The 15,003-nt window shown below is 53.4% G+C and carries 12 protein-coding genes and 1 pseudogene; 8 read left to right on the top strand and 5 right to left on the bottom strand.

The window, feature by feature from the left end; translation table 11 throughout:
• Positions 1-63: 63 nt before the first annotated feature.
• Complete coding sequence (gene adhE / locus IBT47_RS04725; protein WP_200559611.1) at positions 64-2,742, bottom strand: bifunctional acetaldehyde-CoA/alcohol dehydrogenase; 2,679 nt, start codon at positions 2,740-2,742, stop codon at positions 64-66.
• A gap of 473 nt (positions 2,743-3,215) precedes the next feature.
• Here adhE and IBT47_RS04720 point away from each other — a divergent pair, with 473 nt between their 5' ends.
• The 7 genes from IBT47_RS04720 to IBT47_RS04690 all read left to right on the top strand — a co-directional run bounded on the left by IBT47_RS04720 (position 3,216) and on the right by IBT47_RS04690 (position 11,282).
• Positions 3,216-3,863, top strand: coding sequence for a YchE family NAAT transporter (locus tag IBT47_RS04720; RefSeq protein WP_105595224.1), 648 nt, complete (start codon positions 3,216-3,218; stop codon positions 3,861-3,863).
• A gap of 828 nt (positions 3,864-4,691) precedes the next feature.
• Positions 4,692-6,332, top strand: a complete 1,641-nt coding sequence (gene oppA / locus IBT47_RS04715; protein ID WP_200543796.1) for an oligopeptide ABC transporter substrate-binding protein OppA — start codon at positions 4,692-4,694, stop codon at positions 6,330-6,332.
• Between the two features lie 85 nt (positions 6,333-6,417).
• Positions 6,418-7,338, top strand: coding sequence for an oligopeptide ABC transporter permease OppB (gene oppB / locus IBT47_RS04710; protein WP_105595222.1), 921 nt, complete (start codon positions 6,418-6,420; stop codon positions 7,336-7,338).
• A 13-nt stretch (positions 7,339-7,351) separates the two neighbouring features.
• Positions 7,352-8,260, top strand: a complete 909-nt coding sequence (gene oppC / locus IBT47_RS04705) for an oligopeptide ABC transporter permease OppC (protein WP_200559610.1) — start codon at positions 7,352-7,354, stop codon at positions 8,258-8,260.
• 10 nt (positions 8,261-8,270) lie between these two features.
• Entirely contained in the window at positions 8,271-9,287 is a 1,017-nt protein-coding gene (locus tag IBT47_RS04700; RefSeq protein ID WP_200559609.1) for an ABC transporter ATP-binding protein, read from the top strand.
• Entirely contained in the window at positions 9,284-10,285 is a 1,002-nt protein-coding gene (oppF, locus tag IBT47_RS04695) for a murein tripeptide/oligopeptide ABC transporter ATP binding protein OppF (protein WP_200543792.1), read from the top strand. Before IBT47_RS04700 ends, oppF begins: the two co-directional genes overlap by 4 nt.
• Positions 10,286-10,421: 136 nt before the next feature.
• Positions 10,422-11,282: an ion transporter gene (locus IBT47_RS04690; protein ID WP_200559608.1), complete on the top strand. Its 861-nt coding sequence runs from the start codon at positions 10,422-10,424 to the stop codon at positions 11,280-11,282.
• Between the two features lie 19 nt (positions 11,283-11,301).
• On the opposite strand, the gene IBT47_RS04685 is transcribed toward IBT47_RS04690, so the two are convergent.
• Both IBT47_RS04685 and cls read right to left on the bottom strand, forming a co-directional pair.
• Complete coding sequence (locus IBT47_RS04685; protein WP_105595217.1) at positions 11,302-11,625, bottom strand: HI1450 family dsDNA-mimic protein; 324 nt, start codon at positions 11,623-11,625, stop codon at positions 11,302-11,304.
• A gap of 51 nt (positions 11,626-11,676) precedes the next feature.
• On the bottom strand, positions 11,677-13,137 hold the full coding sequence (gene cls / locus IBT47_RS04680; RefSeq protein ID WP_105595216.1) for a cardiolipin synthase: 1,461 nt from the start codon (positions 13,135-13,137) through the stop codon (positions 11,677-11,679).
• Between the two features lie 184 nt (positions 13,138-13,321).
• Here cls and IBT47_RS04675 point away from each other — a divergent pair, with 184 nt between their 5' ends.
• Positions 13,322-13,495, top strand: coding sequence for a YciY family protein (locus IBT47_RS04675; protein ID WP_146114199.1), 174 nt, complete (start codon positions 13,322-13,324; stop codon positions 13,493-13,495).
• Positions 13,496-13,686: 191 nt separating this feature from the next.
• Here IBT47_RS04675 and dsbG read toward each other — a convergent pair.
• Together dsbG and IBT47_RS04665 are read right to left on the bottom strand one after the other, a co-directional pair.
• Positions 13,687-14,445: pseudogene (gene dsbG, locus IBT47_RS04670) on the bottom strand (thiol:disulfide interchange protein DsbG).
• Between the two features lie 158 nt (positions 14,446-14,603).
• Positions 14,604-14,900, bottom strand: a complete 297-nt coding sequence (locus IBT47_RS04665) for a YciI family protein (RefSeq protein WP_105595214.1) — start codon at positions 14,898-14,900, stop codon at positions 14,604-14,606.
• Positions 14,901-15,003: the final 103 nt, after the last annotated feature.

Below are 15,003 nucleotides of genomic sequence, written 5' to 3'. Positions count from 1 at the left end.
TGCCGGTTACGTAAAGTAACCGGCATTGTTTCTTACTGTAGTACTATATCCGCTAGTGCGCTGTTACTTCTTTGCGCGTTTTTCAACCTTTTTGATTTCGGTTTCCTGCACGGCCTCGGTTGCCGCATTCTCAGACTCAGTAAATGCGCGACCGTAGAATGTATCCATCATAATCTGCTTCAGCTCAGCAATTAACGGATAGCGCGGGTTGGCGCCGGTACACTGGTCATCAAAAGCATCTTCAGCCAGTTTATCCACTTTCGCCAGGAAATCGGCTTCCTGAACGCCAGCTTCGCGAATTGACTTCGGAATGCCCAGGGCGGCTTTCATCTCTTCCAGCCAGGCCAGCAGCTTCTCAATTTTCTGCGCGGTACGGTCGCCCGCTGCGCTGAGATCCAGATGGTCGGCAATCTCCGCGTAGCGGCGGCGTGCCTGCGGACGGTCATACTGGCTGAAGGCCGTCTGTTTGGTTGGGTTATCGTTAGCGTTATAGCGAATCACATTACAAATCAGCAGCGCATTGGCCAGACCGTGTGGAATGTGGAACTCCGAGCCCAGCTTGTGAGCCATTGAGTGACAGACACCAAGGAAGGCGTTGGCGAAGGCGATACCGGCGATAGTGGCGGCGTTGTGAACGCGCTCACGCGCTACCGGGTTTTTGGCCCCGTCACGATAGCTGGTAGGCAGGTTTTCCTGCAGCAGTTTCAGTGCCTGCAGCGCCTGACCGTCGGAGAATTCGTTCGCCATGACGGAAACATACGCTTCCAGCGAGTGGGTCACGGCATCCAGTCCACCGAAGGCACAAAGTGATTTCGGCATATCCATCACCAGGTTGGCATCAACAATCGCCATATCCGGGGTGAGGGCGTAGTCCGCCAGTGGATATTTCTGGCCGGTGGCATCGTCGGTTACGACGGCGAACGGCGTGACTTCTGAACCGGTACCCGATGTGGTGGTGATCGCTACCATTTTGGCTTTGACGCCCATTTTCGGGAACTTGTAGATGCGTTTACGGATATCCATAAAGCGCAGTGCCAGCTCTTCGAAGTGGGTTTCCGGATGTTCGTACATCACCCACATAATCTTCGCTGCATCCATCGGTGAACCGCCGCCCAGCGCGATAATCACGTCAGGTTTGAAGGAGTTCATCTTCTCCGCGCCTTTACGCACGATGCTCAGCGTTGGGTCGGCTTCAACTTCGAAGAACACGTCGGTTTCCACGCCGTGTGACTTCAGCACGCGGATAATCTGGTCGGCATACCCGTTGTTGAACAGGAAGCGGTCGGTAACGATAAACGCGCGTTTGTAGCCGTCGGTGGCCACTTCTTCAAGGGCAATAGGCAGCGAACCGCGGCGGAAGTAGATAGACTTAGGAAGTTTATGCCACAACATATTTTCAGCTCGCTTGGCCACGGTTTTCTTGTTAATCAGATGTTTAGGTCCGACGTTTTCAGAAATGGAGTTACCACCCCATGAACCACAGCCCAGCGTCAGTGACGGTGCCAGTTTGAAGTTATACAGGTCACCGATACCACCCTGTGAAGCCGGTGTGTTAATCAGAATACGCGCGGTTTTCATTTTGTCGCCAAAGTAATTGACGCGCTCAGACTGGTTGTCCTGGTCGGTGTACAGACAGGAGGTGTGGCCGATACCGCCCATCGCGACCAGCTTCTCGGCTTTATCAACCGCGTCGGCAAAGTCTTTGGCCCGGTACATAGCCAGCGTAGGGGACAGTTTTTCGTGGGCAAACGGTTCGGACTCGTCAACCAGTTTGACTTCGCCAATCAGAATTTTGGTACTCGCCGGAACGGTTAAGCCAGCCATCTCGGCAATTTTTACCGCTGGCTGACCAACGATAGCCGCGTTAAGCGCGCCGTTTTTCAGGATCATATCCTGCACGGCCTTCAGTTCTTTACCCTGCAACAGGTAGCCGCCGTGGCTGGCGAACCGCTCGCGAAGCGCATCATAAACGCTGTCAACGACAATCACCGACTGTTCAGATGCACAGATCACGCCGTTATCGAAGGTTTTTGACATTAAAATTGACGCAACCGCACGTTTAATATCTGCCGTTTCATCAACCACGACCGGTGTATTACCGGCACCCACGCCGATAGCGGGTTTACCAGAGCTGTAGGCCGCTTTCACCATGCCTGGACCACCGGTAGCAAGAATCAGGTTGATATCCGGGTGATGCATCAGCTGGTTTGACAGGTCGACGGAAGGTGCGTCGATCCAGCCAATAATGTCTTTCGGCGCACCGGCGGCAATGGCGGCCTGCAGAACGATATCGGCGGCTTTATTAGTGGCGTCTTTGGCGCGCGGATGCGGGGAGAAGATAATACCGTTGCGGGTTTTCAGACTAATCAGCGCTTTGAAAATCGCAGTAGAAGTAGGGTTAGTGGTTGGAACGATACCACAGATAATGCCGATAGGTTCAGCGATGGTGATGGTGCCGAAGGTGTCGTCGGTGGCCAGAACGCCGCAGGTTTTTTCATCTTTGTAGGCGTTATAGATATATTCGGAAGCGAAGTGGTTTTTAATCACCTTATCTTCAACGATACCCATACCGGATTCCGCGACGGCCATTTTAGCCAGTGGAATTCGGGCATCGGCAGCGGCCAGAGCGGCAGCGCGGAAGATTTTGTCTACTTGTTCTTGAGTGAAATTGGCGTATTCACGCTGTGCCTTTTTAACACGTTCAACCAGTGCGTTAAGTTCAGCAACATTAGTAACGGCCATAAATGCTCTCCTGAGGAAGTTAAACTCTATTAGTAAACAAGTCAGAACTTGCAAGTATAGTCATCGACGCTGCTGCTGCCGGACACGGGCTTGCGATAATGCGAAAAACGTTCTAATGGTTTACTGACAGAGTCTCAATGCATCTTAAAACAGACTGTCACTTTCGGTGCGTTATCAGCTCCTTCTGATGACATTGAGCATAACGGGAGTCGCTAAGAAAAATGATGATTTAGATCATCTTTCTTGCAAGCTGACACCTTTCAGCTTGTGTGGAATTGTGCTTTTCCTCAACTTATGCGCATTAAGTTATGACAAGATTTAACAATGAAATAATGCTCTAAACATTCCGGTAACAGCGAGTTTATTTATCCGTTTTAAGCGAAAACTTCGGGTGATTATCACGAGAGGCAGGATGGTCAGTGCGGATGAATTCTATTACATTAGCGCCATCATGACGCCCACAGGAGAGCAGGGTGAATTCAGCACTATTAGATCTGTCAGGTTACATCAAATTCTTTGTCGGCCTGTTTGCGCTGGTCAATCCCATCGGCATCATCCCGGTGTTTATCAGCATGACGAGTTATCAGGTTGCTGCGGCAAGGAATAAAACCAATCTTACTGCCAACGTCTCCGTAGCGATTATTCTGTGGACCGCGCTGTTTTTAGGCGACGGTATACTGCATATTTTCGGCATTTCCATTGATTCATTCCGTATCGCGGGCGGCATCCTGGTCGTCACCATCGCCATGTCGATGATCAGCGGTAAGCTGGGGGAAGATAAGCAGAACAAGCAGGAGAAATCCGAAACGGCCAACCGGGAAAGTATCGGCGTAGTACCGCTGGCGCTGCCGCTGATGGCAGGGCCTGGTGCGATCAGCTCCACTATCGTCTGGAGCACCCGCTATCACAGTTGGCAGAATCTGCTGGGCTTCTCGCTGGCGATTGCGCTGTTCGCCTTCTGCTGTTGGCTGTTATTCCGCGCTGCACCGATCATGGTCCGTGTACTGGGCCAGACCGGCATTAACGTGGTCACACGTATCATGGGGCTGTTGTTGATGGCGCTGGGCATTGAGTTTGTGGTTACCGGTATCCGGTCACTGTTCCCGGGTTTAACCAGCTGAATCGTCTGAGATGATTTCATCCTGAAATAAAAACATTAAGGCGCACATTGTGCGCTTTTTTTACGTGTGAGATAAAACAAATGCACTAATTTGGTGCATTTTCGTTTTTTTGCGCCCCATTTTACGGCATTTATTCATTTGGCTTACATCGATGTGCAAATTATTAATATAATTACTGCAAACGCATTTTCATCGACGTATTGCGATTACAAGTGTGATTTTTATTACATTTGTATCTGCCTTAAATTTTTATCATATCCAGTTGTATGTACTGCTTAGTTGGTTACTGATAGCAGTATTTGTTGCTGGAGTGATGGTTTTTTGCGACATAAAATTGATTTTTACAGGCATTGTGCAGTTTATCGCCCGTTCGCGTCTGTTTTAATTATATGTTTATATTAATCAGTAAGTTATTCATTATTTATTGATGTGTAATAACTCATTACCCCTGCGATTTATCATGATAAAGTAGAAATGGTTAACATTTTTGCTATTTAGCTTTAGCGCAAACTTACCCCTTCTGATAATTTTTCAGGTGACACGTTAAAAACTGGCACCGGATGTGCAGTGTATTACGCCGTAACTTTGAGGGATGGCAGCAGGGTTTAACTGAACAGCAGCAGATTGCCAATGTGATGTTCTGATCGTCAGCCCGACTGACTGAGCGGTAACGCAGGAGTGCTTCGCAAAGCGGTAGCAGAAAGAAGTACTGATTTATCAACAAACCAAAAGGCGTCGTTCCGCCATTTGGCAAGGTTTCCCGAATACAGGGCTATCGCCGCGGGCCGAAGATCCGCAGGTAATATTAAAAACTGGAGTAGGTAAATAATGACCAACATCACGAAGAAAAGTCTTATCGCCCTGGGTGTCATGGCCGCTATGGGGTCACTGACACTCAGTACCGCCTTCGCGGCAAATGTGCCCGCCGGCGTGCAGCTGGCCGACAAGCAGGAATTGATCCGCGGTAACGGCGCAGAACTGCAATCCCTTGACCCGCACAAAATTGAAGGCGTGCCGGAATCTAACGTTAACCGTGACGTGCTGGAAGGGCTGGTGATTAACGACGCCGATGGCAAAATTATCCCCGGCGTAGCGGAAAAATGGGAAAGCAAAGAGGGTGGCAAAGTGTGGGTCTTCCACCTGCGCAATAACGCCAAATGGTCAAACGGCGAGCCGGTCACCGCGCAGGACTTCGTCTACAGCTGGCAGCGCCTGGCCGATCCGAAAACTGCCTCACCTTATGCCAGCTACCTGCAATACGGTCATTTACTTAATGTTGATGACATCATCGACGGCAAAAAACCTGCCGACACCCTGGGCGTAAAAGCCATTGACGATCATACGCTGGAGGTCACCCTCAGCGATGCCGTTCCTTATTTCTACAAGCTGCTGATCCACCCATCCATGTCCCCGGTTTATAAGCCGGTGGTAGAAAAATTTGGTGATAAGTGGACCCAGCCCGCAAACTTTGTTGGCAACGGCGCCTTCAAGCTGAAAGAGTGGGTGGTTAACGAGCGAATCGTCGTTGAACGTAACCCGCAGTACTGGGATAACGCCCATACCATTCTGAACCAGGTTACCTTCCTGCCGATCTCTTCCGAAGTGACCGATACCAACCGCTATCGCAGCGGCGGCAGCGATATGACCTACAACTATCTGCCGATTGAACTGTACCAGAAGCTGAAAAAAGAGATCCCGGGCGAAATTCATGCCGATCCGTACCTCTGCACCTACTACTACGAAATCAACAACCAGAAACCACCGTTTAACGATCCCCGCGTACGTGCCGCACTGAAACTCGGCCTGGATCGCGACATCATGGTGAATAAAGTGAAGGCGCAGGATGAAGACCCGGCCTACAGCTACACCCCGCCGTTTACCGATGGCATCAAGCTGACGCCGCCTGAGTGGTTCGGCTGGTCGCAGGAAAAACGTAATGAAGAAGCGAAGAAACTGCTGGCCGAAGCGGGCTACACGGCCGACAAGCCGCTGACCTTTGACCTGCTGTACAACACTTCCGACCTGCACAAAAAACTGGCAATCGCTGCGGCATCCATCTGGAAGAAGAATCTGGGCGTTAACGTGAAGCTGCAAAACCAGGAGTGGAAAACCTTCCTGGATACTCGCCATCAGGGCACTTTCGACGTGGCGCGCGCGGCCTGGTGCGCGGACTATAATGAACCAACCAGCTTCCTGAATACCATGCTGTCGGACAGCAGCAACAACACCTCACATTATAAGAATCCTGAGTTCGATAAGGCGATGGCACAGGCGCTGGCTGCCGGGGATGAGGGCAAACGCGCCGAAGTTTACGCGCAGGCTGAAAAAATCCTCGATGCCGACTCCGCTATTGTTCCGGTCTATTACTATAAAAATCTGCGGTTAGTGAAGCCTTATGTGGGCGGCTACACCGGCAAAGATCCGCTGGATAACAGCCACGATAAAGATCTCTACATTATTAAACACTAAGTACGACGGGCAGTTCTGCTGCCCATTTAAAGCAATGTCACCGCAGAGGTTCGCCTCTGCGGCTTAGAGCCAGCAGGTACGGGCAATGTTAAAATTTATCTTCCGTCGCTTCCTTGAAGCGATACCAACGCTGTTTATTTTGATCACCATCTCATTCTTTATGATGCGCCTTGCCCCCGGCAGTCCGTTTACCGGCGAGCGCGCATTAACACCGGAAGTCATGGCGAATATCGAAGCCAAATATCACCTCAACGACCCGATGTGGAAGCAGTATCTCAACTATCTTCAGCAGCTGGCGCACGGCGATTTCGGTCCTTCCTTTAAATATAAGGATTACACGGTTAACGATCTGGTTGCCTCTTCCTTCCCGGTTTCAGCCAAGCTGGGCGCTGCGGCATTTTTGCTGGCGCTGGTCTTTGGCGTGACCGCGGGCGTCATTGCGGCGCTGAAGCAGAACAGTAAATGGGATTACGCGGTGATGGGGGTGGCGATGACCGGTATTGTTATTCCCAGCTTCGTGGTGGCTCCGCTGTTAGTACTGCTGTTTTCAATAACCCTGAAGTGGCTGCCCGGAGGCGGCTGGAACGGCGGGGCGCTGCAATATATGATCCTGCCGATGGTCGCACTGTCGCTGGCCTATATCGCCAGCATCGCCCGTATCACCCGCGGGTCGATGATTGAAGTTCTCCACTCAAACTTTATTCGCACGGCCCGTGCCAAAGGCCTGCCGATGCGTCGGATTATTCTGCGCCACGCGCTCAAACCCGCGCTGCTGCCGGTACTTTCATACCTGGGCCCTGCGTTTGTCGGCATCATCACCGGTTCAATGGTCATTGAAACGATTTACGGTCTGCCGGGTATCGGCCAGCTGTTCGTTAACGGCGCCTTAAACCGCGACTATTCGCTGGTACTGAGCCTGACTATTCTGGTCGGCGCGCTGACGATTCTGTTTAACGCGATCGTTGACGTGCTGTATGCCGTTATCGATCCGAAAATTCGTTACTGAGCAGGGGCTGAAAATGATTTTAAGTAAGAAAAACAGCGAAGCTCTGGAAAATTTCACTGAAAAGCTGGAAATCGAAGGGCGCAGCCTGTGGCAGGATGCCCGTCGTCGATTTATTCATAACCGTGCGGCGGTGGCCAGCCTGTTTGTGCTGGTGCTGATCGCGCTGTTCGTCACCTTCGCGCCCATGGTGTCGCAGTTTACCTACGATGATACCGACTGGGCGATGATGTCCGCGGCCCCGGAGTTCAGCAGCGGCCACTATTTTGGTACCGACTCTTCGGGGCGCGATCTGCTGGTACGCGTGGCTATCGGCGGGCGAATTTCTCTGATGGTCGGTATTGCCGCGGCGCTGGTCGCGGTGGTGGTCGGCACGCTTTACGGCACGCTGGCGGGCTACCTGGGTGGAAAAACCGACTCGGTAATGATGCGCCTGCTGGAAATCCTCAACTCCTTCCCGTTTATGTTCTTCGTGATCCTGCTGGTGACGCTGTTCGGCCAGAATATTCTGCTGATCTTTGTCGCTATCGGCATGGTTTCCTGGCTGGATATGGCGCGTATTGTGCGCGGGCAGACGCTCAGCCTGAAGCGCAAAGAGTTTATTGAAGCAGCCCAGGTCGGCGGTGTATCGACCATGAATATTGTATTGCGTCATATCGTCCCCAACGTGCTGGGCGTGGTGGTGGTGTACGCCTCGCTGCTGGTGCCGAGCATGATCCTGTTCGAATCGTTCCTTAGCTTCCTCGGGTTGGGTACCCAGGAACCGCTGAGCAGCTGGGGCGCGTTGCTGAGCGACGGTGCCAACTCCATGGAGGTTTCTCCGTGGCTGCTGCTGTATCCGGCCGGTTTTCTGGTGATCACCCTGTTCTGTTTTAACTTTATCGGCGATGGCCTGCGTGACGCCCTCGACCCGAAAGACCGCTAAGGAGATAACTATGAGCGTAATTGAACTGGAAACGGTCAGAACATCCGCCAGACAGAGCGAGGCACTGCTGGACGTTAAGGATCTTCGGGTTACCTTCAACACGCCGGACGGCGATGTTACGGCGGTCAACGATCTTAATTTCTCGCTGCGCGCGGGAGAAACGCTGGGTATCGTGGGTGAGTCCGGGTCGGGTAAATCGCAGACCGCATTTGCCTTGATGGGGCTGCTGGCCAGCAATGGCCGGATCGGCGGATCGGCGCGCTTCGACGGTAATGAAATCCTCAATCTGCCGGAGAAGAAGCTGAACCGGCTGCGCGCCGAGCAGATTGCGATGATATTTCAGGACCCGATGACCTCGCTGAACCCGTATATGCGCGTGGGTGAACAGCTGATGGAAGTGTTACAGCTGCATAAAGGCATGAGCAGCGCTCAGGCGTTTGAAGAGTCGGTACGGATGCTGGATGCGGTAAAAATGCCGGAAGCGCGCAAGCGTATGAAGATGTTTCCGCATGAGTTTTCCGGTGGGATGCGCCAGCGCGTGATGATTGCCATGGCGCTGCTGTGCCGGCCAAAACTGCTCATCGCAGATGAACCAACCACCGCGCTGGATGTGACCGTGCAGGCGCAGATCATGACGCTGTTAAACGAGCTGAAGCGGGAGTTTAATACCGCGATTATTATGATCACCCACGATCTGGGGGTGGTGGCCGGGATCTGCGATCGGGTACTGGTGATGTACGCCGGACGCACGATGGAATACGGCAACGCTCGCGATGTCTTTTATCATCCTTCTCATCCTTACTCGATTGGTTTGCTGAATGCCGTTCCGCGCCTCGATGGCGAAGAGGGCGATACCCTGATGACCATTCCTGGCAATCCACCTAATCTGCTGCGCCTGCCGAAGGGCTGCCCGTTCCAGCCTCGCTGCCCGCATGCGATGGAAATCTGCCGCACTGCGCCGCCGCTGACGGGATTTGGTGAAGGGCGCCTGCGCGCCTGCTTCAAACCGGTGGAGGAGCTGGTATGACAACGGTTGCTGAAAAGAAAGTCCTGCTGGAAATCGCCGATCTGAAGGTGCACTTCGACATCAAAGATGGGCGTCAATGGTTCTGGCAGCCGCCAAAAACGCTGAAGGCGGTGGATGGCGTCAGCTTACGGCTGTACGAAGGGGAAACCCTCGGCGTGGTGGGTGAGTCAGGTTGCGGGAAATCGACGCTGGCGCGGGCAATTATCGGGCTGGTGAAAGCCACCGAAGGCCGCGTAGCCTGGCTGGGCCGTGACCTGTTGGGGCAAACGGCGGATGAATGGCGCGCAGCACGCAGCGACATTCAGATGATATTCCAGGACCCGCTGGCCTCGCTGAATCCCCGCATGACCATCGGCGAAATTATCGCTGAGCCGCTGCGCACCTATCATCCGAAAATGGCGCGGCAGGAAGTGAAGGATCGCGTTAAGGCGATGATGCTGAAGGTGGGGCTGCTGCCCAACCTGATTAACCGCTACCCGCATGAGTTCTCCGGCGGTCAGTGCCAGCGTATCGGTATTGCCCGTGCGCTGATCCTTGAGCCGAAGCTGATAATCTGCGACGAGCCGGTATCGGCACTGGATGTATCAATTCAGGCACAGGTGGTTAACCTGCTGCAGCAGCTGCAGCGAGAAATGGGGCTTTCGCTGATCTTTATTGCTCACGATCTGGCGGTGGTGAAACACATCTCCGATCGCGTGCTGGTGATGTATTTAGGGCACGCGGTAGAGCTGGGTACTTACGACCAGGTTTATCAGAATCCGCAGCACCCCTACACTCGCGCGCTGATGTCTGCCGTGCCGATCCCCGATCCCGATCTGGAGAAAAACAAAGTCATCCAGCTGCTGGACGGCGAGCTGCCGTCGCCGATCAATCCGCCTTCGGGCTGTGTATTCCGCACCCGCTGTCCGATTGCCGGGCCGGAGTGTGCCCAAACCCGGCCGCTGCTGGAGGGCAGTTTCCGACATGCGGTGTCCTGTCTGAAGGTTGATCCGATGTAAGGGATCGCCGACCTCTGCATATCAAAACCCGTTTTGAACTTTCAATGCGGGTTTTTTTTACGCCCTGGTTTAATGCTTGATCTTATCTCGGGAGGACCCTAGTAATAGCGCATCGTAAAGGATTGCAGGAGGTTGTGTGCCGGATTACTGCCAGGGACTGCGCGGTCGAATTTATGCGGCGCTGTTCGATAGTCATACCCGCAGCGGTCACTACGCTGAACGTTTTTGGATTTTATCATCGTTGATTAGCGTGATACTGGTGTTTGTGGAGTCCGGGACACCCGGTGTGATAGTCAAGGCTGATGCTGAAATCTCACTGTTCATGCTGCTCGAGTATCTCTTTACCGCCATTTTTAGCCTCGAATATCTGCTGCGCCTGATAACCTCACGCCATCCGCTGCGCTACGCGTTCAGTTTTTTTGGCGTTGTTGATTTGATTACCGCGCTGCCGCTGTACATCTACTTTTTATGGCCGGGAATCGCCCTGCAATACATGATGGCCCTGCGCCTGCTTCGCGTGCTGCGGCTGTTGCGATTGATCAAACTGCTGCGCTATATCGGCTCTGCCAGCGTCATGTGGGACAGCCTGTACAGCGCACGTAAAAAGCTGATGCTGTTTTTTGGCGTGCTGATAATCCTGCTGTGCCTGTTTGGTGGGCTGATGTATGTGATTGAAGGACCTGAACACGGATTCACCAGCCTGCCGGTCTCGCTCTACTGGGCGACCGTCACGCTAACCACCGTTGGCTACGGGGATATCACGCCGCATACCGGACTGGGCCGCATCGTTTCATCGATATTGATCCTGCTGGGCTACTCGCTGATCGCTATTCCGACCGGGGTGATGAGCTCTTACATGACCGAAGTGATGCAGCGGCGGCGAAAACAACGTATATGCTCGCACTGTAAGGAGTCCGGGCATGAAAGTGATGCGCATTTTTGCAAAAACTGTGGCTCGGACCTGCCGGCAGATCGGGACGAAAAAAAGCCCGATTAAATCGGGCCGTTTGACGGTGTTACTCTTTCCACAGAATGTGGCAGAGCTTGTGGTCTTTCTCCCGGCAGAGCAGCACTCGGGCGAAAACGTCAGTAATCGGTTCGCCATCAGCGTCGCCAAGACCGATCACCACCTCAGAGAAGAAGTCAGGATTGAGGTCAAAATCGACGTGTTCAGCCCAGTCTTCGGCAGGATCGTACAGCTCCGCGCCGCCGCGTTCTTCAAACTGCAGGTTAAATAAAATCACATCGGCCTGGTCGAGATTATCCACGGCCAGCTCAAGGAAAATATCATAAGCCTGTTCCAGGGTTTCATCTTCGGTAAGACGGTTATTTAAATCCATACTATTTCCTGTTCCGCCGACGGGCGATGTCGTATTTCAATTCCGCTCGTTTTACAGCAATGGACTGAAGAAGTAAAACAGTCGTTCAACGATACGCTTCCAGTAAGCACGGCGCGACCAGCGCTGGGCATCAACCAGGCGGGAGCGGGCGATATAGTCGTCCTGTACGCGAGCCAGATCTCCGCCGAAACCGTCGTCATCGATCACCAGCGTGATTTCAAAATTCAGCCACAGGCTGCGCATATCCAGATTAACCGTGCCAACCAGGCTTAGCTGACCGTCAACCAGCACGCTTTTGGTATGCAGCAGCCCACCTTCAAACTGGTAAATTTTAACGCCCGCTTCCAGCAGTTCGCTAAAGAACGAACGACTCGCCCAGCCAACCAGCATCGAATCGTTGTGGCGCGGAACGATAATACTGACGTCAACCCCGCGAAACGCGGCGGTACAGATGGCGTGCAGCAGGTCGTCGCTGGGCACCAGATAAGGCGTGGTCATCACCAGCTGCTCCCGCGCCGAGTAAATAGCGGTCAGCAGCGCCTGGTGGATCATATCCTCCGGGAAGCCGGGGCCGGAAGCGACAACCTGTATGGTGTGGCCGCTCTCCTGCTCAAACGGCATAATGTTGCCGTCCGGCGGCGGCGGCAGAATGCGCTTGCCGGTTTCAATCTCCCAGTCGCAGGAGTAAACGATGCCCATGGTGGTCGCCACCGGTCCCTCCATGCGCGCCATCAGGTCCACCCATTGACCGACCCCGGCATCCTGCTTAAAGAAGCGAGGATCGACGAGGTTCATGCTGCCGGTATAGGCAATATAGTTATCAATCAGCACCACTTTACGATGCTGGCGCAGGTCCATACGGCGCAGGAATACGCGCAGCAGGCTGACCTTGAGCGCTTCCACCACATCGATCCCGGCGTTGCGCATCATTGCCACCCACGGGCTGCGGAAAAAGGCCACGCTGCCGGCGGAATCGAGCATCAGCCGGCAGTGTACGCCACGTCGCGCGGCGGCCATCAGTGATTCTGCCACTTCATCCGCCATACCGCCGGGCTGCCAGATATAAAACACCATCTCGATATTGTGGCGGGCCAGCTGAATATCGCGGATCAGCGCCTTCATCGTGTCGTCGCTGCTGGTCAGCAGCTGAAGCTGATTGCCTTTTACCCCGGCAATGCCCTGGCGATTTTCACACAGCTGAAACAGCGATCGCGCAACGTCACTGTTGCTGTCGGCGAAAATATGCTGACTGGACTTCAATTCTTTCAGCCAGCGTGCGGTTGATGGCCACATGGTTCGTGCCCGTTCAGCGCGGCGCTTGCCAAGATGCAGTTCACCAAATGAGAGGTAGGCAATAATCCCGACCAGCGGCAGGATATAAATAATCAGCAGCCATGCCATCGCAGAGGGCACCGCGCGACGCTTCATCAGAATGCGCAGCGTGACGCTGGCAATCAGTAACCAGTATCCAAAAACCAGCAGCCAGCTCATCACGGTGTAAAAAGTGGTCATTAAGTGGAAGTCCTGTTCACGCTCGAGTTAAGAGGAAGTTTACGTGTTGATGGCAGCTCTGGAAACCTTTAAGGAAATTTTCAACAGCAAAGAGATCGGACCTGGTAGCAGGGCAGAAAGGTCTATAATACTGCGCGAGATTTTTGGCTACATTTGAAGCGACAGATATCAGACCGAGGGTGTAATGAAACGGAGCAGAAATGAAGTTGCGCGCTGGCGCATGATGCGTCAGGTTCAGCGTCGCAGGGCGCGCTGGTTAGAAGGGCAGTCGCGCCGCTACGGGCGTATGCACTCCTTCCGTCACCAGGTGAGCCAGCAGCAGCGTCGCTCAATTCTGTTTATCACCCAGATTCCCTGACCGGGGGGCCTGTTGCCAGAGAGCATATCCCGGCAATAGGGGTATGCTTTACGCCAGGTTGTCAGCGTGAAGCCGTTTGCGCGATTCTCCCGTTCATCATCTGTTGAACACCGTGTGAGGCCAGGCCCACCTCCGGCTTAGCGGGCAACCCGGCACAGACTTATCCCGGGTTGCCCGAACGCGCACTCTCGTCAGGGTTTGGGCCCGAACATCTCCGCCATCTGTTTCTCATCAGGCATACCCACAACCTGCTGTAGCTCATTTTTATCATTCATCTAATAAATGGCCGGGGTAGCGCTGGCACCGAGATCGTCCATCAGCTTCTGATGTCGCTGGAGCAAATTAAACGTCTCACGCGGTGTGGCACCGTCAAACTTCGGCAGCTTTTTACCACCGGACAGCTCGTACTCCTTCCACGCCTGTACCGGGTCCGCTGCGTTGAGTATTGCCGTAGCATATCTGCCGCTCTGCGGGTTGAGGAACGCCACCAGCAGCGTATTCAGCTGCACCTTACCGGCATCCACCCACGGCTGAGCCGCAGACCAGAACTGCTTACAGTAAGGGCAGAACGGATCGGCGAAAACAATCACCTTTCTGGCTGCGGAATCCGGTCCTTCTTTGATCGGATGCGCCGCGTTCAGCGTTTTCCACATCTCGCGGCCCATAGGAACGTAGATCGCCTGCTGGAAATAGCCTTCGCTGAGGTTTTTCCCCTTGTCGTCATACAGGTAACCGGAAATAACGTGCTTACCGTCGGGCGTCAGAAACAGCGACACGCCCATATCCTGATACTGGCCCACCCAGCCCTGCAGACCGCCTGGCGCATCGATTTTTTTAACGATTTTAATGCCCTGCTGATCGCTGAAGGTTTTGACCACCGGCGGCAGGGCTTCCGCAGAATAAGCCAGGCCAGGAAGCAGGCAGGCGGCAAGTAACAAAGTAGATTTCATCGATCGCCTCGTCGTAGGGAATTTTGTTGGGGAGAGAATGGCTGCCAGAATGGAAGAGGAATGAGCAGAAAACTTTGTGTACTTTTTTGTGTACCGTTTAAGTTGAACTGCCCACTGGTGTAAATGTAATAAACTGAATTTAAAAACGTATTGTTGTTTTAGAACACTTTTTTGAATGGCTTAACGGCGACCTGCTTATACACGCCGGCGGCGATGTAAGGGTCATCCTGAGCCCAGGACTGAGCCGCTTCCAGCGAAGGAAACTCGGCAATCACCGTTGAGCCGGTAAAGCCAGCCACGCCGGGTTCATTACTGTCTACAGCCGGCATCGGACCGGCAACGATCAAACGTCCTTCATCACGTAAAAGCTGCAAACGAGCGAGGTGGGCAGGGCGAACCGCCGTGCGTTTTTCCAGAGAATCCGCGTGATCTTCAGCGTAAATTACATAAAGCACCTTTAAGCACTCCTGTCGGGAATTGAGATTCGGGCATCACGTTAAGTGATCGTTAACTTTTGTGCAATTAAAAGATAATTCGCCCTTGATAAAGGTCAGTTTG

It is taken from the genome of Erwinia sp. S43 (assembly GCF_016624745.1).
Lineage (GTDB): Bacteria > Pseudomonadota > Gammaproteobacteria > Enterobacterales > Enterobacteriaceae > Erwinia > Erwinia coffeiphila.
This window is presented reverse-complemented; position numbering and strand designations above follow the sequence as displayed.